The sequence below is a fragment of the Lentzea sp. NPDC051213 genome, assembly GCF_044455585.1.
In the GTDB taxonomy this organism is placed as follows: Bacteria; Actinomycetota; Actinomycetes; order Mycobacteriales; family Pseudonocardiaceae; genus Lentzea.
In genome coordinates this window covers 978,194-998,085 of record NZ_JBITEX010000003.1, presented here as the reverse complement: position 1 = coordinate 998,085, position 19,892 = coordinate 978,194, and the positions used below count along the sequence as shown (strand labels likewise).

The 19,892-nt window shown below is 68.6% G+C and carries 20 protein-coding genes; 13 read left to right on the top strand and 7 right to left on the bottom strand.

Annotated features, from left to right (window positions below; genetic code table 11):
* Window positions 1-4 precede the first annotated feature (4 nt).
* The 3 genes from ACIA8G_RS17815 to yhjD are packed head-to-tail and all read left to right on the top strand — an operon-like array spanning window position 5 to window position 2,222.
* The gene (locus ACIA8G_RS17815; RefSeq protein ID WP_396419570.1) at window positions 5-160 is read left to right on the top strand and encodes a hypothetical protein; all 156 of its coding nucleotides are present in this window, start codon (window positions 5-7) and stop codon (window positions 158-160) included.
* A gap of 25 nt (window positions 161-185) precedes the next feature.
* Entirely contained in the window at window positions 186-1,211 is a 1,026-nt protein-coding gene (trpS, locus tag ACIA8G_RS17810) for a tryptophan--tRNA ligase (protein ID WP_396419569.1), read from the top strand.
* 24 nt (window positions 1,212-1,235) lie between these two features.
* A complete protein-coding gene (yhjD, locus tag ACIA8G_RS17805; RefSeq protein WP_396419568.1) occupies window positions 1,236-2,222 on the top strand; it encodes an inner membrane protein YhjD in 987 nt (328 codons plus the stop codon).
* Window positions 2,223-2,294: 72 nt separating this feature from the next.
* Here the strand turns inward: yhjD and ACIA8G_RS17800 are convergent, their stop codons facing one another.
* The gene (locus tag ACIA8G_RS17800) at window positions 2,295-3,554 is read right to left on the bottom strand and encodes a D-alanyl-D-alanine carboxypeptidase family protein (protein WP_396419567.1); all 1,260 of its coding nucleotides are present in this window, start codon (window positions 3,552-3,554) and stop codon (window positions 2,295-2,297) included.
* A gap of 61 nt (window positions 3,555-3,615) precedes the next feature.
* On the opposite strand from ACIA8G_RS17800, the gene ACIA8G_RS17795 reads away from it, so the two are divergent.
* The 4 genes from ACIA8G_RS17795 to ACIA8G_RS17780 all read left to right on the top strand — a co-directional run bounded on the left by ACIA8G_RS17795 (window position 3,616) and on the right by ACIA8G_RS17780 (window position 5,795).
* Window positions 3,616-3,843: an SCO4848 family membrane protein gene (locus tag ACIA8G_RS17795; RefSeq protein ID WP_396419566.1), complete on the top strand. Its 228-nt coding sequence runs from the start codon at window positions 3,616-3,618 to the stop codon at window positions 3,841-3,843.
* An 8-nt stretch (window positions 3,844-3,851) separates the two neighbouring features.
* Window positions 3,852-4,202: a hypothetical protein gene (locus tag ACIA8G_RS17790; protein ID WP_396419565.1), complete on the top strand. Its 351-nt coding sequence runs from the start codon at window positions 3,852-3,854 to the stop codon at window positions 4,200-4,202.
* Window positions 4,203-4,283: 81 nt separating this feature from the next.
* Window positions 4,284-4,850 carry a hypothetical protein gene (locus ACIA8G_RS17785; RefSeq protein ID WP_396419564.1) on the top strand — a complete coding sequence of 189 codons (567 nt, stop codon included), beginning with the start codon at window positions 4,284-4,286 and terminating at the stop codon, window positions 4,848-4,850.
* Between the two features lie 39 nt (window positions 4,851-4,889).
* Window positions 4,890-5,795 carry a hypothetical protein gene (locus ACIA8G_RS17780; RefSeq protein WP_396419563.1) on the top strand — a complete coding sequence of 302 codons (906 nt, stop codon included), beginning with the start codon at window positions 4,890-4,892 and terminating at the stop codon, window positions 5,793-5,795.
* Window position 5,796: 1 nt separating this feature from the next.
* Here ACIA8G_RS17780 and ACIA8G_RS17775 read toward each other — a convergent pair whose 3' ends face one another.
* Genes ACIA8G_RS17775 through sdhC form a run of 4 tightly spaced genes read right to left on the bottom strand, consistent with a single transcriptional unit; the run spans window position 5,797 to window position 9,188 of the window.
* Window positions 5,797-6,579, bottom strand: coding sequence for a succinate dehydrogenase iron-sulfur subunit (locus ACIA8G_RS17775; RefSeq protein ID WP_396419562.1), 783 nt, complete (start codon window positions 6,577-6,579; stop codon window positions 5,797-5,799).
* Window positions 6,579-8,333, bottom strand: a complete 1,755-nt coding sequence (sdhA, locus tag ACIA8G_RS17770; RefSeq protein ID WP_396419561.1) for a succinate dehydrogenase flavoprotein subunit — start codon at window positions 8,331-8,333, stop codon at window positions 6,579-6,581. The genes ACIA8G_RS17775 and sdhA overlap by 1 nt, the downstream gene beginning before the upstream one ends.
* Before the next feature lie 22 nt (window positions 8,334-8,355).
* Window positions 8,356-8,763: a succinate dehydrogenase hydrophobic membrane anchor subunit gene (locus ACIA8G_RS17765; RefSeq protein WP_396419560.1), complete on the bottom strand. Its 408-nt coding sequence runs from the start codon at window positions 8,761-8,763 to the stop codon at window positions 8,356-8,358.
* Between the two features lie 2 nt (window positions 8,764-8,765).
* Window positions 8,766-9,188, bottom strand: a complete 423-nt coding sequence (gene sdhC / locus ACIA8G_RS17760; RefSeq protein WP_396419559.1) for a succinate dehydrogenase, cytochrome b556 subunit — start codon at window positions 9,186-9,188, stop codon at window positions 8,766-8,768.
* 699 nt (window positions 9,189-9,887) lie between these two features.
* Here sdhC and ACIA8G_RS17755 point away from each other — a divergent pair.
* The 6 genes from ACIA8G_RS17755 to ACIA8G_RS17730 all read left to right on the top strand — a co-directional run bounded on the left by ACIA8G_RS17755 (window position 9,888) and on the right by ACIA8G_RS17730 (window position 16,656).
* Complete coding sequence (locus tag ACIA8G_RS17755) at window positions 9,888-11,018, top strand: BMP family protein (protein ID WP_396419686.1); 1,131 nt, start codon at window positions 9,888-9,890, stop codon at window positions 11,016-11,018.
* 81 nt (window positions 11,019-11,099) lie between these two features.
* Window positions 11,100-12,680: an ABC transporter ATP-binding protein gene (locus ACIA8G_RS17750; protein ID WP_396419557.1), complete on the top strand. Its 1,581-nt coding sequence runs from the start codon at window positions 11,100-11,102 to the stop codon at window positions 12,678-12,680.
* A complete protein-coding gene (locus ACIA8G_RS17745; protein ID WP_396419556.1) occupies window positions 12,680-13,753 on the top strand; it encodes an ABC transporter permease in 1,074 nt (357 codons plus the stop codon). Before ACIA8G_RS17750 ends, ACIA8G_RS17745 begins: the two co-directional genes overlap by 1 nt.
* A 53-nt stretch (window positions 13,754-13,806) precedes the next feature.
* Window positions 13,807-15,003, top strand: coding sequence for an ABC transporter permease (locus tag ACIA8G_RS17740; protein WP_396419685.1), 1,197 nt, complete (start codon window positions 13,807-13,809; stop codon window positions 15,001-15,003).
* Window positions 14,996-15,385: a cytidine deaminase gene (locus tag ACIA8G_RS17735; protein WP_396419555.1), complete on the top strand. Its 390-nt coding sequence runs from the start codon at window positions 14,996-14,998 to the stop codon at window positions 15,383-15,385. The genes ACIA8G_RS17740 and ACIA8G_RS17735 overlap by 8 nt, the downstream gene beginning before the upstream one ends.
* The gene (locus tag ACIA8G_RS17730; RefSeq protein ID WP_396419554.1) at window positions 15,382-16,656 is read left to right on the top strand and encodes a thymidine phosphorylase; all 1,275 of its coding nucleotides are present in this window, start codon (window positions 15,382-15,384) and stop codon (window positions 16,654-16,656) included. The genes ACIA8G_RS17735 and ACIA8G_RS17730 overlap by 4 nt, the downstream gene beginning before the upstream one ends.
* Here the strand turns inward: ACIA8G_RS17730 and ACIA8G_RS17725 are convergent.
* Together ACIA8G_RS17725 and ACIA8G_RS17720 are read right to left on the bottom strand one after the other, a co-directional pair.
* A complete protein-coding gene (locus ACIA8G_RS17725; RefSeq protein ID WP_396419553.1) occupies window positions 16,653-18,116 on the bottom strand; it encodes a serine/threonine-protein kinase in 1,464 nt (487 codons plus the stop codon). The genes ACIA8G_RS17730 and ACIA8G_RS17725 overlap by 4 nt on opposite strands.
* Before the next feature lie 189 nt (window positions 18,117-18,305).
* Entirely contained in the window at window positions 18,306-19,682 is a 1,377-nt protein-coding gene (locus ACIA8G_RS17720) for a hypothetical protein (protein WP_396419552.1), read from the bottom strand.
* Window positions 19,683-19,892: the final 210 nt, after the last annotated feature.

The following is a 19,892-nucleotide window of genomic DNA, read 5'->3' as shown; positions in this document are numbered from 1 at the left end:
CAGCATGACCGGCACCGCCGCGGGTCCCGTTGGTCTGATCGCGGTCACGGCAGGTGTTGGTGGTCTGGTGTACGGCCTGGTGAAGCGGCGCAAGCCGGCCACGGTCACGGCGGCGAACCAGCGCGTCGACCTGGTCCAGCAGGACACCGCGCAACACTGATTCATCCGTCTGAGAAGATTCTTTCGTGTCCACGGAGAACGCGCCTGCAGAGACGGTCAAGCGCCCCCGAGTGCTGTCCGGCATCCAGCCGACGGCCGGGTCGTTCCACCTCGGCAACTACCTGGGTGCGGTGCGGCAGTGGGTGGCGCTGCAGGAAGATCACGACGCGTTCTACTGCGTCGTCGACCTGCACGCGATCACCGTGGAGCAGAACCCGAAGGAACTGCGCCAGAACACGCGCGTTTCGGCCGCTCAGCTGCTCGCGCTGGGGATCGACCCCGACCGCGCGACGCTGTTCGTGCAGTCGCACGTCCCCGAGCACGCCCAGCTCGGCTGGGTCATGCAGTGCCTGACGGGCTTCGGTGAGGCGTCGCGGATGACGCAGTTCAAGGACAAGTCCGCGCGCCAGGAGCAGGCCGTCGGCGTGGGCCTGTTCACGTACCCGATCCTGCAGGCCGCGGACATCCTGCTGTACCAGGCGCATTACGTGCCGGTCGGCGAGGACCAGCGCCAGCACCTGGAGCTGACCCGCGACCTCGCGACGCGCTTCAACTCGCGGTACGGCAAGACGTTCCGGCTGCCCGAGGCGTACATCGTCAAGGACACCGCCAAGATCTACGACCTGCAGGACCCGACGGCCAAGATGAGCAAGTCGGTGCCCGGCGGCGTCGTGGAGCTGCTGGAAGAGCCGAAGCGCTCGGCCAAGAAGATCCGCTCGGCGGTGACCGACACCGGCCGCGAGATCGTCTTCGACCTCGAGAACAAGCCGGGCGTCTCGAACCTGCTGACGATCTACTCGGCCCTGACCGGCCGTTCGGTGGAGTCGCTGGTCGTCGACTACGACGGCAAGGGCTACGGCGACCTGAAGAAGGACCTCGGCGAGGTCTTCACCGAGTGGGTCACGCCGGTCCAGGACCGCGTCCGCATGTACCTCGACGACGTGGCGTCGCTCGACAAGATCTTGGCCCGCGGCGCCGAGCGCGCCCGCGAGGTCGCGTCGGTCACGCTGCGCCGCTCGTACGACAAGCTCGGGTTTGTGCTGCCTGAGTAGTGCACGTGCACTAGCGTCAGCGCCGTGGACAAGTGGCGGCGGAAGTACGCGTGGCTCGACCACATCATGCTGGCGTACGAGCGCTACACCGAGAGATACGGCGCTCACTACGCCGCCGCGGTCACGTACTTCAGCGTGCTGTCCCTGGTGCCGGTCCTGATGATCGGCTTCGCCATCGCCGGTTTCGTGCTGCAGTCCCAGCCTGATCTGCTCGCCGACCTGCGGCAGAGCATCGCCGAGGCGGTGCCGGACAAGCAGTTGAGGGAACAGATCAACGAAGCGGTGAACACCGCGCTGGAGTCCAAGGGCACGGTCGGCATCATCGGTCTGCTCGGTGCCGCCTACTCCGGTCTCGGCTGGATGGGCAACCTCCGCGACGCGCTGACCGCGCAGTGGGGGCACGCCAAGGAGAACCTCCCGTTCCTGGGCACCTTGTGGCGCGACCTGCTGTCGCTGTTCGGCCTGGGCCTCGCGATCGTGCTGTCGTTCGGCATCACCGCCGCCGGCAGCGGGTTCGCCGAGCAGATGCTGGAGTGGATGGGCCTGGAGAACGCGGGCTGGGCGCACGTGCTGCTGCGGATCGGCTCGATCATCCTGTCGCTGCTCGCGAACTGGATGGTGTTCCTCTGGGTGCTCGCCCGGCTGCCCCGCAAGCCCGTCGGCTGGCGCAGTGCGCTGCGCGGGGCGTTCGCGGGCGCGATCGGGTTCGAGGTGCTCAAGCAGGCGGCCACGATCTTCCTGTCGTTCGTGACGACCTCGCCGACCTCGGCCGCGTTCGGGTCCGTGATCGGTGTGCTGGTGTTCGCGAACCTGGTGGCGCAGTTCCTGCTGTTCATCACGGCTTGGACGGCCACGGCGCGGGAGAACCGCGAGCCTGAGGTCGTGCCGGCGCCGCCTCCTGCCGTGATCTCGCCTGTCGTGACTGTGCGGTCTGGGCCTTCGCCTTCGTTGATGCTCGGGGCGGGTGCGCTGGTCGGGGCGGTGCTCGGGCTTCGCTGGCGTCGTCGGTGAGGCCACGGCCTTCTTGAGCGTGCGAACCACAAACGGCCCCTGGCAGCTGCCAGGGGCCGTCGTTCGAGGCTCTCAGACGCCCTGAGCCGCCTGTGCGGCCTGACGGCGTGCCCGCGCCGCCTTGGCCCGCTTGTTGCGGATGTAGAGGAGCACAGCGGCCAGCAGGCCGATGCCCGCGGCAGCCGTGATCGGCAGGCCGACGGTGCCGAACGCGGTCGGCGTCGGGCGGTCGGAGCCTGCGTCGGCCGCGGCGGTGTTGTTGGCGGCGTTGTCCTGGGTGGGCACGACCTTCGGCTTCGGCTGCGGTGCGCCGTCCACGAGCTTGCCCACGCCGCCGGGGCCCATGGCGAAGCCGTAGTCGAGCAGCTTCGCGGCCTGGGCGGTGATGTGGGTCGGTTGTTGCTGGCCGCGCAGCAGCACGACGACGAGGCGGCGGCCGTTGCGTTCGGCCCCGCCGACGTACGTGTGCTGGGAGTCGTCGGTGAAGCCTGTCTTGCCGCCGAGGGCGCCCTCGTAGTTCGCCAGCAGGCGGTTGTCGTTCACCAGCATGATCGTGCCGCCGTTGCGGCCGGGGAACTGCGCCTGCGGCATCTTGATGGCGTTCGCGAACTCCTCGTACTTCATCGCGCCGCGGAAGATCAGGCCGACGTCGTAGGCGGAGGTGCTGGTGCCGGGGGCGTCCAGGCCGGACGGGGTCACGGCGCGGGTGTCCAGCGCGCCGAGTTCCTTGGCCATGGCGTTCATCTTGCGCAGTGCGTTCGGCACGCCGCCGACCTGACGAGCCAGCGTGTGCGCGACGTCGTTGCCGGAGGTGAGCAGGAGGCCTTGCAGCAGCTGCCGGACCGTGTACTGGCCACCGTCCTTGAGGCCGACGCAGGTGCACTCCTGCTGCGTGTCCTCGGCGGAGGCGGTGACGACCATGTCGCCGCGCAGTTCCTTGGCGACGACCATCGCGAGCAGCACCTTGATGACGCTCGCGGGGCGCTGCCGGCCGTGCGGGTCGTACGCGGCGATGACCGCGCCGCTGTCCATGTCCGCCAGCAGCCACGAGGCGGCGGTGATGCCGCTCGGGGGCTGGGCCGAGTTCGGCGGCAGGATCAGGCCGCACTCGCCGAGCCGATCGCCACCGATCGGTTTCTCCGGCACCTCGAGCGGCGTCGGCGCCTTCTGGCCGGGCGCGGGCTGCTCCGAGGTGTCCACCGGGGGCGGCGGAGTCTCGCGGTTCGCGCACTGCGCCGAGGCGGCCTGCTGCGCGGTGCCGGTCGGTGCGGCGAACGCGGCTGTGGCCGTTGCTAGGACCAGGGCGACGATGAGCCGTTGGGTGAAGGGCACGCCTCCAGGCTATCCACCCCCGTTTAGCGGCTTGCACGCACCACGTCCGATACTGGTCGGTGTGAAGCTCTCGCGCCCGATGTCACTCTTTCTGGTGGCTTTCGGAGTGTGGTCGTGGGTGATCTGGCCCACGTTCCTGCAAAACATCTGGAACGACCCACGTTCGTTCAACGACGGACCTACTGCTTTCTTCACGGTGCACCTGGTGCTCGTGATCGTCTCGCTCGTGCTCGGCACCACCATCGGCGTGCTGGGCGTGCGGGGCTTCCTGGCCACTCGACGTCGATAGGAAACGCTGTGGAGTTCGTACGCCTCTTGCTGGTGTTCCTGCACCTGCTGGGCATGGGCATGCTCGTGGCGATGATCATGTTGCAGGCGAAGGCCGGCAAGGACGCCCCGGTCAACAAGGGCTGGCTGCACGGTGCGGGTCTGCAGCTGCTGACGGGCGTCGCGCTCGTGGGCATCGACCCGCTGGTCGACTCGGTGAAGTACGACCACATCAAGATCGGCGTGAAGCTGCTGGTCGTCGTGGCCATCGCCGCCGTCGTCGCGATCAACGTCAACAAGCCCAAGGCGCCGTCCTGGCTGCTGCCGACCGCGGCCTCGCTCGTGGTGCTGAACGTGGGCATCGCGGTCTTCTGGACCTGATCGAGGGATGTAGCACTCACTCGTGGGTGACGTCTGCCCGCTGCCCGCGCGACCGGCCGTGTCTGGGCGAACCATCGTGCCATGTCACGTATCGCCTATATCGGTGCGCTTCTCGCAGGCGCTGTGCTGACGGTTGTCGCGGTGCACGGTCCCGGCCCGGAGGCTTCGGCAACCGGTGATCGCTGGGGGTGCGTCACCTCGTGGTGTCCGGACAAGGCCAAGCCTGACCGTGCCACGCCCGTGAAGAGAGGTGACGAGCCCTCGACGTCGACGAAGACGACCAAGACAAAGCCGTCGACGACCACCTCCACCTACACGAAGACGACCAAGACGAAGCCGTCCACGACGACTTCGACGACGACCTCCACCAAGACGACGTCGTCCACGACCACGACCTCGTCCACCACCTACACCAAGCCGTCGACGACCACCCCGCCCGTCACGACGACGACCTCCAACACCCGGCACACGACCAAACCGCCGTCGACGCCGTCCACGCCGGTCCGGCAGGTGCCACGGCACGAGGACAACCGCCTGGCCAGCACAGGTGCCTCGGTCGGCTGGCTGGTGCCGGTCGGAGCGCTGCTCGTCCTCGCCGGTGCGCTCGTGCTCCTGCTCAACCGCTCCAGGCGGCCCTCCCGGCGCTGACCGCCGAAAACTGTCGGTGGTGCTCGTCACACTGACTCCGTGCTCATCGAACAACTGCGCGAACGCAGCGATCTCGGAGTCATCAGTGCCCGAGCCCTGAAGTCACTCGGAGTCACGAACCCGTGGCTCCGGTGCCGGTCCGGCGGGCCGTGGCAGCGGATGTACGACGGTGTCGTGCTGCTGCACAACGGCCCGCCGACGCGCGACCAACAGGTCACCGCGGCGTTGCTGCGGGCAGGGCCGGGGGCGGTGCTCACCGGCGCCGAGGCGTGCCGGCGGCACGGCCTGCCCGCGTCCGGCCAGGAGATCCACGTGCTGGTGCCGGGCTCGGTGCGCGGCAGCGGGTCGCTGATCGTCGAGCGGGCCTCGCCGATGCCCGCTTCTGCTGATGTCGGCGGCTTTCCGGCGGTGTCCGCCGCGCGGGCCGTGGTGGACGCGTGCCGGCAGCTGAGGTCCGAGGACGCCGTCACGGCCCTGGTCGCCGCCGCCGTCCAAAAGGGACGCTGCACGCCGGAAAGCCTGAGAGCGCAGGCCCGCACGAACCGGTACGGCACTCGGCTCGTCCGCGTTGTGCTCGAAGATCTGAGCCGGGCCGAATCGGTGGCCGAGCGCGATGCCAGGCGGCTGTCCCGGCGGATCCGGCTGCCGACGCCGCACTGGAACGTCCCGATCGCGGACGCCGACGGTGTGGTGATCGGCCGGCCGGACGCCTGGTTCGACGACGTGGGGCTGGCCTGGGAGATCGACTCGAAGGCGTTCCACTACGGGCTGCGGGACTACGAACGGACGTTGGCGCGCAACAGCAGGTACGCGGCCGCAGGCGTCCTCGTGGTGCAGACGTTGCCGAACCGGTTGCGTGACGACCCGGAGCAGGTGGCGCAGGAGCTGAAGAAAGCACATCGGGCGGCCTCGGCGAGGCCGAGACCGCCCGTGCGGATGGTCTAACTCAGACGCGCTTGAACAGCAGCGCGCGCTTCACTTCCTGGATCGCCTTGGTGACCTGGATGCCACGCGGGCAGGCGTCCGTGCAGTTGAACGTGGTGCGGCACCGCCACACGCCGTCGATGTCGTTGAGGATGTCGAGCCGCTCCTCAGCGCCCTCGTCACGCGAGTCGAAGATGAACCGGTGCGCGTTCACGATCGCCGCCGGGCCGAAGTACGAGCCCTCCGCCCAGTAGACCGGGCACGACGTGGTGCAGCAGGCGCACAGGATGCACTTCGTGGTGTCGTCGAACCGCTCGCGGTCGGCGGCCGACTGGATGCGCTCGCGCGTCGGCTCGTTGCCGTAGGTCACGAGGTACGGCTTGACCGCGCGGAACGCCTCGAAGAAGGGCTCCATGTTGACCAGCAGGTCCTTGTTCACCGGCAGGCCCTTGATGGGCTCGATGGTGATCGTGGTGTGCTTGTCGCCCTTTTCCAGCAGGTCCTTCAGCAGCACCTTGCACGCCAGGCGGTTCACGCCGTTGATGCGCATCGCGTCCGAACCGCAGATGCCGTGCGCGCAGGAACGGCGGAAGGTCAGCGTGCCGTCCACGTACCACTTGATGTGGTGCAGGAGGTTCAGCACGCGGTCCGACGGCAGGGCCGGGATGTCGAACGAGTCCCAGCGCGGTTCGTCGTCGAACTCCGGGTTGAACCGGCGGATCTTGACGGTGACCGTGACGGCGCCGTCCGGAACCGGCGGCTGCGTTCCGCGGGAACCCGACACAGTTTCGGTGGTGGCGGTCATCAGTACTTGCGCTCCATCGGCTTGTACCGGGTAAAGGTGACGGGCTTGAAGTCGAGCCGGATGTCGGCGGACAGACCCTCGCCCTGCTTGTAGAACATGCTGTGGCGCATGAAGTTCGTGTCGTCGCGGTTCGGGTAGTCCTCGCGGGCGTGACCGCCGCGGGACTCCTTGCGCGCCAGCGCGCCGTGCACGAGCACCTCGGCCAGCTCCAGCAGGAAGCCGAGCTCGACGGCCTCGAGCAGGTCGGTGTTGAAGCGCTTGCCCTTGTCCTGCACCTGGATGTGGGCGTACCGCTCCTTCAACGCCTGCACGTCGTGCAGTGCCGTCTTCAGCGTGTCCTCGGTGCGGTACACCGACGCGTTCGCGTCCATCGTGGCCTGCAGCTCGGTGCGGATGTCCGCGACGCGCTCCTGGCCGTGCTCGGACAGCGCCAGCGCGACCTGGGCCTCGACCGAGGCGGCCGGGTTCTCCGGCAGCTCGACGTGCGAGTCACGCGACAGCGCGTACTCCGCGGCGGCGATGCCGGCGCGGCGGCCGAACACGTTGATGTCCAGCAGCGAGTTGGTGCCGAGGCGGTTCGCGCCGTGCACCGAAACGCAGGCGCACTCACCGGCGGCGTACAACCCAGGAACCACGTTGTCGTTGTCCCGCAGCACTTCGCCGTGGATGTTCGTCGGGATGCCGCCCATCGCGTAGTGCGCGGTCGGGTACACCGGGACGGGCTCGACGACCGGGTCGACCGCGAGGTAGGTGCGGGCGAACTCGGTGATGTCCGGCAGCTTCGTCTCCAGCACCTCGGCACCGAGGTGCGTGCAGTCGAGCAGCACGTAGTCCTTGTTCGGGCCGGCGCCACGGCCTTCGAGCACCTCGAGGGCCATCGAGCGGGCCACGATGTCGCGCGGCGCCAGGTCCTTGATGGTCGGGGCGTAGCGCTCCATGAACCGTTCACCCGAGGCGTTGCGCAGGATCGCGCCCTCGCCACGAGCACCCTCGGTCAGCAGGATGCCGAGACCGGCGAGGCCGGTCGGGTGGAACTGGTAGAACTCCATGTCCTCGAGGGGGAGGCCCTTGCGGAAGATGATGCCCATGCCGTCGCCGGTCAGCGTGTGGGCGTTCGACGTGGTCTTGAAGACCTTGCCGAAGCCACCGGTCGCGAACACGACGGACTTGGCCTGGAAGACGTGGATCTCGCCGGTCGCGAGCTCGTAGGCGACGGCGCCGGTGCAGACCGGGCCGTTCTCCGTCTCGGTCAGGCAGATGTCGAGCACGTAGAACTCGTTGAAGAACTCGATGCCGTGCTTGACGCAGTTCTGGTACAGCGTCTGCAGGATCATGTGACCGGTGCGGTCCGCGGCGTAGCAGGCGCGGCGCACGGCGGCTTCACCGTGGTTGCGCGTGTGGCCGCCGAACCGGCGCTGGTCGATCTTGCCCTCGGGCGTGCGGTTGAACGGCAGGCCCATCTTCTCGAGGTCGAGAACGGCGTCGATGGCCTCCTTCGCCATGATCTCGGCGGCGTCCTGGTCGACCAGGTAGTCGCCGCCCTTGATCGTGTCGAAGGTGTGCCACTCCCAGTTGTCCTCCTCGACGTTGGCGAGGGCGGCGCACATGCCGCCCTGGGCCGCGCCGGTGTGCGAACGCGTGGGGTAGAGCTTGGTGAGCACCGCGGTGCGGGCGCGCTGGCCGGACTCGATCGCCGCGCGCATTCCGGCACCACCAGCGCCGATGATGACTACGTCGTACTTGTGGAACTGCATTGTGGTGGGCTCCCCGCGCGGGTCAGTTCGAGATGTTCGGGTCGAAGGTGAAGATCACGAACGTGCCGAGCGAGACGATCAGCACCATCGAGACGTAGAGCAGGATCTTCAACCAGAACCGGGTGGAGTCCTTGCGGGCGTAGTCGTTGATGATCGTCCGGACGCCGTTGCCGCCGTGGATCTGCGCGAGCCAGAGCATCGCGAGGTCCCAGAACTGCCAGAACGGCGAGGCCCACCGGCCGGCCACGAAGCCAAAGTTGATCTTGTGGATGCCGCCGTCGAGGATGTTCATGATGAACAGGTGGCCGAGCACCAGGACCACGAGCAGCAGGCCGGAAAGGCGCATGAACAGCCAGCTGTAGAGCTCGCCGTTGCTGCGACGGGCCGCGGGGCGGCGCGGCTGACGGGGCTTGTCGAGTGCGAGAGACATGGTCAGTGACCCCCAACCAACTCGGAGATCGTGCGCTCCATCATGAAGTAGAAGCCGGGGATCATCACGACGACCCAGATGGCCAGCACGGTCCAGAGCATGACCCGCTGGTACTTGGCGCCCTTCTCCCAGAAGTCGACCAGCATGACCCGGATGCCGTTGAGCGCGTGGTAGAGCACCGCGCCGACGAGGCCGACCTCGAAGAGGTTGACGACCGGGTTCTTGTAGGTCTCGATCACCGCGTCGTACGCGTTCGGTGACACCCGCACGAGTGCGGTGTCGAGCACGTGGGTGAACAGGAAGAAGAACGTGAGGACACCGGTGATCCGGTGGGCGACCCAGGACCACATGCCCAGATCACCGCGGTAGAGCGTCCCACCCCCTCGGGTGGTGCCCGACCGCTCGGGTGCGCCTGCGCTGGTCATGCGCCGCGGCCTCCAACGTCAGTGGTGGTGTGGCCGGTGAAAGTTCCCGACCGTGACCGGAAAATCGTAGTCCCGCACGGTGGAACCGACCCAGCAGGCACACCCGCTCTGTGATCGATGAGACACGCTGTCGATCGGCCAAGCGGTCTTTATCGATCACGAAATGCGGCCCAGGCCACATTGCATGCGCACGCGGGGAGCTTTCGTGCGCTTGGAGGCAACGTGGGGGCCCCGCGTGCCGAAAAGGACGGCGGCCAGGACCTCCGCCTTGGTCCGGGCCGCCGTCGGTGGCAAGGGCACTTGCCACCATCTACACGACGATGACCCCGCGGGCGGTTCAACGGAGCGGCCAAGAAATTTCGTCGACCGTCGAACCCCTGGTCAGCAGCGGTCAACTCGCAGACATTCCGCAGTCATCGGCCGGCGCCACGGCGACGACCGCCGCCGGCCCGGCACGGGAGACTGCTCCGTTCGGACGCAGATCAGCTCGCCGAAGCAGTCGAAGTGGACGTTTCGCCACGCGCCGAACACGAGTGATCACCACTGGTACGGCCAAAGCGTCGAATGCGTAACCGATAGGGCGCTTTGTAGGTGCTGGGCGCAACGAGGTTGGTTACTAAGAGGTACGGTGCCGCGTCTAGGACCCAACAACGACGTTGGGGAGGACCCTCAGGGAGGAGACGAGCCGTGCGTCGTCGTATGCGTGGTGTCGCGGTTGCCGCGATCGCGTTGACCAGCGTGATGTCGATGGCCGCCTGCGCGAAGGATTCGGGTGGCGGCAACACGTCGAACGGCAGCGGTGGCACCGCTTGCGAGTTCGCCACGCCTCCCCCGGCCCCGGCCACGTCGGCCACCAGCTCGGCCAACGGCGAGAAGGTCGACGGGAGCGCGCTCAAGGTCGGCCTGGCCTATGACATCGGTGGCCGTGGCGATGCGTCGTTCAACGACTCCGCCGCCGCCGGTCTGGACAAGGCGCTCACCGACTTCGGTGTGAAGAAGGAGAACACCCGCGAGCTCTCCGCCGCGCCGAACGAGGACGAGTCCGCGAAGCAGACCCGTCTGCGTCAGCTGGCGTCCGAGGGCTTCAGCCCGATCATCGGTGTCGGCTTCGCCTACGCCGAGTCGATGAAGCTCGTCGCCGCGGAGTTCCCGAACGTCAAGTTCGGCCTGGTCGACGCGGGTGTCGAGGGCGCTGCGAACGTCACGCCGCTGCTGTTCGCCGAGCAGGAGGGCTCCTTCCTGGCCGGCGTCATCGCCGCGTACCAGAGCAAGAAGTGCCACGTCGGCTTCGTCGGTGGCGTCGAGATCCCGCTGATCCAGAAGTTCGAGGCCGGCTACTTCCAGGGTGCCAAGGCCGCCGCGCCGAAGATCGAGATCGAGAAGAAGTACATCACCCCCGCCGGTGACTTCACGGGCTTCCAGGACGCCCCGAAGGGCCAGGAGGCCGCGAAGGGCCAGATCGACAAGGGCGCCGACGTGATCTACCAGGCCGCGGGTGCCTCCGGTAAGGGCATCTTCTCGGCCGCTAAGCAGGCGGGCGTGCTGGCGATCGGTGTCGACTCCGACCAGTACAACCAGGCGACCGTCGCCGACACGAAGGACGTCATCGTCTCCTCGATGCTCAAGCGCGTCGACGTCGCGGTCTACGACTTCATCAAGGCCGTCGCGAAGAACGACCTCGCCTCGCTGCCGAAGGTCTTCGACCTGAAGGTCAACGGTGTCGGTTACGCCACCTCGGGTGGCAAGATCGACGCGAAGCTGCAGGGCATCCTCGAGGGTTACAAGGCCCAGATCATCGAGGGCAAGATCAAGGTCGCGGACAAGCCGTAGTCCGTCAGCCACAGCACGCGCCGGGCCCTGTGAGGATTCGCCCTCACAGGGCCTGGTGCGTGGTAGGAGGAGCACTCGAAGATGAGCAGTTCCACGTCCGTTCGGACGGACGATCCCCCCGCGGTGGTGCTGACCGGCATCACGAAGCGATTCCCCGGTGTGGTCGCCAACAGCGACGTGCACCTGACCGTCCGCCGTGGCGAGGTACATGCCCTCTGCGGTGAGAACGGTGCCGGCAAGTCCACCCTGATGAAGATCCTCTACGGCATGCAGCCGCCGGACGAGGGCACCATCGAGGTGAACGGCGAGCAGGTGCGGTTCCGCACCCCGTCCGACGCGATCAAGGCCGGCATCGGCATGGTGCACCAGCACTTCATGCTCGCCGACAACCTCACCGTCCAGGAGAACGTGGTCCTGGGCGCCGAGGCCATGCACGGCATCGGGCAGAAGGCCCGCAGGCGCATCATCGAGCTGTCCGGCAAGACCGGGCTCAACGTCGACCCCGGTGTGCTGGTCGAGCAGCTCGGAGTCGCCGACCGGCAGCGCGTCGAGATCCTCAAGGTGCTCTACCGCGGCGCCAAGGTGATCATCCTCGACGAGCCGACCGCCGTGCTCGTGCCGCAGGAGGTCAACGAGCTCTTCGACACCGTCCGCGGCATGCAGGAGCAGGGCTACACGTTCCTGTTCATCTCGCACAAGCTCGACGAGGTCCGCGCGATCGCGGACTCGGTCACGGTGATCCGCCGCGGCACGACCGTGGGCAGCGCGGACCCGAAGACCGTGTCGTCGCGCCAGCTCGCCGAGATGATGGTCGGCAGCGAGCTCCCCAGCCCGGAGACCCGCGAGTCCACCGTCACCGACAAGGTCGTGCTCGACGTCCAGGGCCTGCGCCTGATGACGCCGGACGGCTCGCGGCCGATCCTCGACGACATCGACCTCGTGGTCCGTTCCGGCGAGGTCGTTGGCATCGCCGGTGTCGAGGGCAACGGCCAGACCGAGCTGGTCGAGACGATCATGGGCATGCGCAAGGCCGGCAGCGGCACGATCACGTTGCTGGACAAGGACCTCACCAAGCTGGGCACGCTCGGCCGGCGCGAGGCGGGGATCGGGTACATCCCGGAGGACCGCCACCGCCACGGTCTGCTGCTCACCCAGCCCCTGTGGTTCAACCGGATCCTCGGCTACCAGACGCGCAAGCCGACGGCGAGGGGCATCTGGCTCGACACCGAGGGCGCCAAGCGCGACACCGGGCGGATCGTCGACGAGTTCGATGTCCGCACGCCCGGCATCGACGTGCCGGCGGCCGCGCTGTCCGGTGGCAACCAGCAGAAGCTCGTGGTCGGCAGGGAACTGTCCGGCGACCCGGTGCTGCTGATCGCCTCGCACCCGACCCGCGGTGTCGACGTCGGCGCGCAGGCGCTGATCTGGGAGGAGATCAAGCAGGCACGCGCCCGCGGGCTCGCCGTGCTGCTGATCTCCGCCGACCTGGACGAGCTGATCGGCCTGTCGGACACCATCAAGGTCATGCTGCGCGGACGCCTGGTGGCCGACGCCGACCCGGGCACCGTCACTCCCGAGGACCTCGGCAGTGCGATGACGGGTGCGGGCAGCACGAGCGCGGCGGTCCAGGAGACCGCTGTCGTCGAGGAAGGCGAGCACTGATGGGACACCTGCGCGGCAAACTCCTGCCGCCCGCGTTGGCGATCGTCTTCTCGATGCTGCTGTGCGGCGTGGCGCTGATCATCTCGGGCGCGAACCCGCTCAGCGCGTTCGGCGCGATGATCTCGCAGGTCGGCAAGGGCACGACCTCCGTCGACATCATCAACTCGACGGGCATCTACTACATCGCGGCGCTCGCGGTGGCGATCGGGTTCCAGATGAACCTGTTCAACATCGGTGTCGAGGGCCAGTACCGCGTCGCGGCCGTGACCGCCGCGGTCGTCGGCGGCTCGATCGCCCTGCCCACCGGCATCCACACGCTGGTGATCATCATCGTGGCGGCGATCGCCGGTGCCGCCTGGGCCGCGATCCCCGCGATCCTCAAGGTGACCCGTGGCGTCAACGAGGTCATCTCGACGATCATGATGAACGGCCTCGCGATCGGCCTGTCCGCGTACCTGATCCGCCGCGACGTCTTCGGTGAGCTGCGGGGCAACAACATCCGCACGCCGGAGATCCCGGAGAGCGGCTGGATGTTCGGCATCTCGTTCGGCGGCTCCGGCACGATGTTCGGCTTCATCTTCGTGGCCATCGCGCTCGGCGTCGGCTACTGGATCATGATGAACCGCACCCGGTTCGGCTTCGAGCTGCGGGCGTCCGGCGAGTCGTCCACCGCCGCTTCGGCCGGTGGCGTCAACGCCAAGAAGATGGTGCTGGTCTCGATGTTGCTCTCGGGTGCCATCGCGGGTCTGATCTCGCTGCCGGAACTGCTCGGCCGCGACCACACGTTCAGCCTCAACTTCACCGCGGGCATCGGGTTCTCCGGCATCGCGATCGCGCTGCTGGGCCGCAACCACCCCGGCGGCATCGCGTTCGGCGCGCTGCTGTGGGCGTTCCTCGACAAGTCGGGTCTCGCACTCGACAACGTCGGTGTGCCGAGGGAGATCGTCACCATCATGCAGGGCTCCATCGTCCTGTCCGTCGTCGTCGCGTACGAGGTGGTGCGCCGCTTCGAGCTCGCCTCCGAGCAACGCCGCGTCGGCCGCGAGCTCGGAACTGTCGGAGGTGCCGCGTGATCACGACGCTGGAGGAGAAGCCGCACATCCCGGCGGCGCCTCGCAAGAAGAAGATGCCGGGCTGGGCCGTCGGCATGCTCGGTGTCGCCGGCGCGATCCTGTTGCTGTCGATCACCTCGTACCAGACCGGGTTCCTGCAGCTCACGTCGTCCGGCACGACCCAGACCGCCGTCCGGCTGGCGCTGCCGATCCTGCTCGCCGGTCTCGGTGGCCTGTGGTCGGAACGGGCCGGCGTGGTCAACATCGGCCTCGAAGGCATGATGATCATGGGTACCTGGGGCGCGGCGTGGGCCGGCTACCAGTGGGGCCCGTGGGCCGCGGTCGTGGCCGCGGTCGTGTTCGGCTCGCTGGGTGGTCTGCTGCACGCGATCGCCACGGTGACGTTCGGCGTCAACCACATCGTCTCCGGTGTGGCGATCAACCTGCTCGGCGCCGGTCTGACGAAGTACCTGTCGACGCTGATCTTCCAGCCGCTGTCGCACAACCCGCGCCAGTCGCCGCCGGTCGCGCCGTTCGACACGTACTCGGCAGGAGGCCTCGCGGACTGGCTCGGTGAGCTGGAGTCCGGGCAGCGCCTGATCATCTCCGACGTCGCGGGCATCGTGCGCGGCCTCGTCACGGGCGTCTCGCCGTTGACGATGCTGACGATCCTGCTCGTGCCGCTCTCGTACTACCTGTTGTGGCGCACCCGGTTCGGCCTGCGTCTGCGCTCGGTCGGTGAGAACCCGTACGCCGCGGACTCGCTGGGCGTGAAGGTGTACTTCCACAAGTACGTCGCCGTCATCGTGTCCGGCGGTCTCGCCGGTCTGGGTGGCGCCGCGCTGGTGCTGAACGCCGGTCAGCTCTCCTACCTGGAGGGTCAGACGGGCGGCCGCGGCTTCATCGGCCTGGCCGCGATGATCTTCGGCAACTGGCGGCCAGGTGGGCTGCTGGGTGGTGCCGCGCTGTTCGGGTACGCCGACGGCCTGCAGCTGCGTTCCGGTGGCGACACCGTGCTGGCGCTGGTCTACGGCGTGGTGCTCCTGCTCGGCGTGATCGTGGTGTGGCAGCTGATCCGCCGGAAGTGGTTCTCCGCCGCCGCGGCGATCGTCGTGGCCGTGGTGCTGTACCTGCTGTACATCAGCCTCGACGAGATCCCCGGCGAGTTCGTGTCCTACGCGCCGCACATGGTGACGCTGGCCGTGCTGGCCGTGGCGTCGCAGCGGTTGCGGATGCCGGCCGCCGACGGTCTGGTCTACCGCCGTGGCTGACGTTGACTGGGACCTGCTCAGGGCACGGGCGGTGGAAGCGGCACAGTCCGCCCACTGCCCGTACTCCGGGCTTCAGGTCGGGTCAGCGGCGTTGTGCGACGACGGCCGCATCGTGGTGGGCTGCAACGTCGAGAACGCTTCGTACGGCCTCGGTCTGTGCGCCGAGTGCACGATGGCCGGTCAGCTGCAGCTGACCGGCGGTGGGCGGTTCGTCGCCGTGGCGTGCCGCAGTGGTGCCGGCGAGCTGCTGATGCCGTGCGGCCGGTGCCGCCAGGTGCTCTACGAACTGGGCGGCCGCGACTGCCTGGTGGACACGCCTTCCGGTGTGCTGCCGATGACCGCGGTGCTGCCCGACGCGTTCGGACCGGAGGACCTGCCGTGAGCTTCTCTGCTGTGGACGTCATCCGGGCCAAGCGCGATGGCCTGGTGCTCTCGAACGAGCAGATCGACTGGGTGATCGACGCCTACACCCGTGGCGCGGTCGCGGACGAGCAGATGTCCGCGCTGGCCATGGCGATCTTCTTCAACGGCATGACTCCTGCCGAGACCGCGCGCTGGACCCAGGCGATGATCTCGTCGGGCGAGCGGCTGTCGTTGCACGTCGACCGCCCGACCGTGGACAAGCACTCGACCGGTGGCGTGGGCGACAAGATCACGCTGCCTCTGGCGCCGCTGGTCGCTGCCTGTGGTGCTGCCGTGCCGCAGCTGTCCGGGCGCGGGCTGGGCCACACCGGCGGGACGCTGGACAAGCTGGAGTCGATCCCGGGGTGGCGGGCCGCACTGTCCACTTCGGAGATTCTCGAGCAGCTCTCCTCGGTCGGTGCGGTGGTCTGTGCCGCGACCGAGGGGCTGGCGCCGGCCGACCGGAAGCTCTACGCGTTGCGGGACGTCACCGGGACCGTCGAGGCGATTCCGCTGATCGCTTCTTCGATCATGTCGAAGAAGATCGCCGAGGGTGCCGAGTCTCTTGTTTTGGACGTGAAGGTCGGTTCCGGCGCGTTCATGAAGGATCTCAAGTCCGCTCGTGCTCTGGCCGAGGCGCTGGTCGCGATCGGTGTCGAGCACGGCGTGCGGATCTCGGCCCTGCTGACCGACATGTCGGTGCCGCTCGGGCGGGCGGTCGGCAACGCGGTCGAGGTGGCCGAGTCCGTCGACGTGCTGCGTGGTGGCGGGCCCGCCGACGTGGTGGAGCTGACCGTGGCGCTGGCCGCGGAAATGCTGTCGCTGGCCGGGATTTCCGCTGATCCGGCGGCCGTTCTGGCTTCTGGTGAGGCTTACGAGGTGTGGGCTCGGATGATCCGGGCCCAGGGCGGCGATCCGGACGCCCCGATGCCCGTTGGCAAGCACAAGCACGTCGTGGAGGCGCCTGCCTCCGGCGTTCTGTCCACTTTGGACGCTTACGGCGTCGGGGTGGCGGCGTGGCGCCTGGGGGCAGGGCGGGCGCGCAAGGAGGACCCGGTGCAGGCCGGGGCCGGGGTGCTCTGCCTCGCGAAGCCCGGTGACGTGGTGGAGGCCGGGCAGCCCTTGCTGGAGCTGTACACCGACACCCCGGATGCCGTCGAGGGTGCCCTGCAGGCGTTGGAAGGCGCGTACACGGTGGCCGACACCGCGGCGGAGCGTCCGCCGCTGGTGATCGACACCATCCGCGGTTAGCCGACGAGCGTTCCCGCCAGCGGCCCGCGGTCCTGCTTCCACACCACGCACAGCACTTCCTGGCGACCCGGCTCGGCCGGGTCGTTCCAGGCCTTCCACTCCTGTTCCGTCGGCACCAGCCCGGTGAACCCCAGCGCGTCCTTGGACCGCGAGGCGGTGGCCTGGAACTGCTCGGTGCAGTACTTCTTCGCGAAGTCGGCGAGCCAGTTCACGCCGGGGTAGGCGACGGTCTTGGGCTGGTCCCAGAGCGGCGTCGCGGCGGCGAAGAGCTGGATGCTGTGCGGCTTGTTGCACGGCACGCTGCCGGGCACCGGTGAGCCCTGGGTGAGGAAGTCCTTCGCGCACTCCGTGCCGGTGAGGTTCCAGGCCGGGATGTCGCCACCTCGGCCGAACGTGGCGATCCGCCGCGAGAGCAGCGGCGCACCCATCGGCAGGGGCGAGGTGTCGGTGCTCCACTCGCTGGAGCTTTCCGAGGTCGGCGCGCCACCGGTCGGCGTGGCGCCACCGGCGGACAGCGGGGTGTCCTTCGGTTTGAAAGCGAGGTAGCCGCCGAACGCGACGCCCGCGAGCACCACGGCGCCCAGCGCGACGGCGGCGACCTTCACGGCCGTGTTCTTCTTGCGCTGCACCGGAACCGGCGCCGTGCCCTGGACGATCGCGGTCAGCATCTCGCGCGCCTGGGGCGCGGTCATCCGCCGGGCCGTGTCGACGGTCAGCAGGCCGTGGATCACCTGGGCCAGCGCGGGCGAGGCCAGTCGCAGCACAGGCGGCTCGTTCATGACCGCGTGCAACGTCGACGCGGTGGACGTGCGTTCGAACGGGCTGATGCCCTCGACCGCGTGCGCCAACGTGACGCCGAGCGCCCACAGGTCCGACGCGGGTGAGGCCTCGAAGCCGTGCAGCCGGTCCGGCGACATGTACGCGGGCGAGCCGACGATGCCGCCGTTGGTGGTGAGCCGGGGGTCGTCGATCGCCTGCGCGATGCCGAAGTCGGTCAGCTTCACGGCACCGTCCGGGCGCACCATGATGTTGCTGGGCTTGACGTCCCGGTGCACGATGCCCGCCGCGTGGGCGGCCTCCAGCGCACCCAGTGCCTGCAGGGCCACGTTCGCCATCCACACCGAGTCGCGCGGACCGTGCCGCTCGACGATGGTGGCGAGGTCGGCCGCGTCGACCAGCTCCATCGCGAGGAAGGTGCGGCCGTCCTCGCGGACGACGTCGTAGACGGTCACCACGGCCGGGTGGTTCAGCCTGCCGGCGGTCCGTGCCTCGCGGAGCATGCGCTCTTCGAGCACGGTGCGTTCCTGCTCGGAGATGCCCTGCGGCGGGTGCAGCTCCTTGAGCGCGACCGCGCGGCCGAGCAGCTGGTCGTGGGCTCGCCACACGACGCCCATCGCGCCGCGGCCGAGTTCGGCGAGCAGTGCGTAGCGGTTGGCGATGAGTCGCTGTTGCTGCTGCACGGACTATCCCTTCTGGACGCCCCCAGATTGCGGCGAGCTTGACGACGGTGGTGTGAGCGCTCTCGCCATGGTCACGTTCAGAGCCGGGCCCAGGTTCAACCGTCCGTTGTGGCATGAGCGGGGCCACAGATCGCGAACGGCCCCGGAGCAGCAGCTCCGGGGCCGTTCGCAGATCAGGAAATCAGGCGATCAGGCGCCCTCGGCGGCCAGATCGTCGTCGTCCATGTCCTTGCCGCCACCGGCCGGCTTGGGGCCGTTCTTGCGGGTGCGGCGCTGCGGACGGGGCAGTGCGGTGGGCGGCGGGGGCGGGGTCGGCGAGCCGCCGCCGAGGATGAGCTCGGCGAAGGTGGCCATGGCCTCGTCCAGCTGACCGCCGATGCGCAGCTCCGACTCCTGGTTCGACTTGCGGACCAGGGACTGCAGCGCGTCGGCGTCCGGGCGGGCGCCGACGGTCTCGGCGACCTTGTTCAGGCTCGCGTCCACCGAGCCACCGAGCTCGGAGATGCGGGCCGCGAAGCCGTCCTCGACCTTGTCGAGGCGGTCGGTCATGCCGTCGAGCTTCGAGGTGACCTGCTCCAGGCGGCCGGCCAGTGCCTCGAGGCGGTCGGCGGCGTCGACCTGGTCGCGGGACTGCTCGATCGCCGCGTACAGGGCCGTGCGGGCCTCGTCCAGCTTGCCGTTGACGGTGCTGGTGGTGTCGGCGACCGCGGACGCCAGCTCGGCGCGGGTCTCCGCGAGGGAGGAGGCCAGCGAGTCGCGGGTCTCGGTGACGACGCCGGACAGCTCGCCACGCGTCTCGGCGAGAGCACCGGACAGCTGGTTGTGGCGGTCGGTGACGGTGATCGTGAGCTTCTCGCGGCTGTCGACGATCGCCCCGGCCAGCTCCCCGCGGCTCTCGGCGATCGCGGCGACCAGCTCGGCGCGCGCGGCGGCCAGCGAGTCGCGGGACTCGTCGGCGCGGCCGTGCAGGCTGGAGAAGGAGTCGTTCAGCACCTTCTGCAGGGCCTCGCGGGTGCCGTCGAGGTGCTCGTGCACGCCCTCGTCCACCTCGTCGAGGCGGCCACGCAGCGCGGCCTCGAGGGCCTCGATGCGCTCGCGCAGCGGGTTCGTGACGGCGCCGGGGATCGAGTCGACCTTGCCGTCCTGCTTGTCGAGGTGGCCGTCGAGGTCGTCGATGCGCTTGTGGATGCTCGCGAGCTTGTCCTCGAGACCGTCCATGCGGCCCGCGACACCCTCGAAGCGCCCGGCGACGCCGTCGAGACGGCCGTCCAGCTGAGCGAAGGGCTTGGCGAGCTTGTCCACCAGGGCGTCGACCGAGCGGCCGATGTCCGCCACGGCGTTGTCCTGGGCCTCCAGCTTGGCGAGGGCCTCGTCCAGGCGCTCAGCGAGAACGCTGACCTCGGTGCGGTCCGGCAGCTCCGACAGGCGCTTGCGAACCGAACCCAGCGACTCCAGAGGCGACATCCGGGCGTGGATCTCGTCCAGCGCGTCAAAGATCTGCTGCTGCTCGCTCTCACGGATCTCCGCGGCGCGCGTGAGCATGTTGCGCATCCGATCGAAGGACATCGTGGAGTTGTTGTTCTCTGTCACGGCTGAGTGCCTTCGTCCAGGGGAGGGGGAGACCACGGGAGCCTATCCGCGTCACGGCACGTGTCTGTACCACCCCCGCCAGAAAACGGCCGGGTGCGGACGGGCGACTGACCCGATCAGGCTATCTGCTTACTCTGAACGCCAAGTTACCGGCTGGAAGCGCGCGGTAGCGACCGGTGATGTTCC

Bases quoted from the DNA above. Each gene is read 5' to 3' on its own strand.
- ACIA8G_RS17815 (WP_396419570.1), top strand. From the start codon at position 5: ATGACCGGCACCGCCGCGGGTCCCGTTGGTCTGATCGCGGTCACGGCA.
- ACIA8G_RS17785 (WP_396419564.1), top strand. From the start codon at position 4,284: ATGTCACGTATCGCCTATATCGGTGCGCTTCTCGCAGGCGCTGTGCTG.
- ACIA8G_RS17775 (WP_396419562.1), bottom strand. From the start codon at position 6,579: ATGACCGCCACCACCGAAACTGTGTCGGGTTCCCGCGGAACGCAGCCG.
- sdhA (WP_396419561.1), bottom strand. From the start codon at position 8,333: ATGCAGTTCCACAAGTACGACGTAGTCATCATCGGCGCTGGTGGTGCC.
- ACIA8G_RS17765 (WP_396419560.1), bottom strand. From the start codon at position 8,763: ATGTCTCTCGCACTCGACAAGCCCCGTCAGCCGCGCCGCCCCGCGGCC.
- sdhC (WP_396419559.1), bottom strand. From the start codon at position 9,188: ATGACCAGCGCAGGCGCACCCGAGCGGTCGGGCACCACCCGAGGGGGT.
- ACIA8G_RS17755 (WP_396419686.1), top strand. From the start codon at position 9,888: ATGCGTGGTGTCGCGGTTGCCGCGATCGCGTTGACCAGCGTGATGTCG.
- ACIA8G_RS17750 (WP_396419557.1), top strand. From the start codon at position 11,100: ATGAGCAGTTCCACGTCCGTTCGGACGGACGATCCCCCCGCGGTGGTG.
- ACIA8G_RS17745 (WP_396419556.1), top strand. From the start codon at position 12,680: ATGGGACACCTGCGCGGCAAACTCCTGCCGCCCGCGTTGGCGATCGTC.
- ACIA8G_RS17740 (WP_396419685.1), top strand. From the start codon at position 13,807: ATGCCGGGCTGGGCCGTCGGCATGCTCGGTGTCGCCGGCGCGATCCTG.
- ACIA8G_RS17720 (WP_396419552.1), bottom strand. From the start codon at position 19,682: ATGTCCTTCGATCGGATGCGCAACATGCTCACGCGCGCCGCGGAGATC.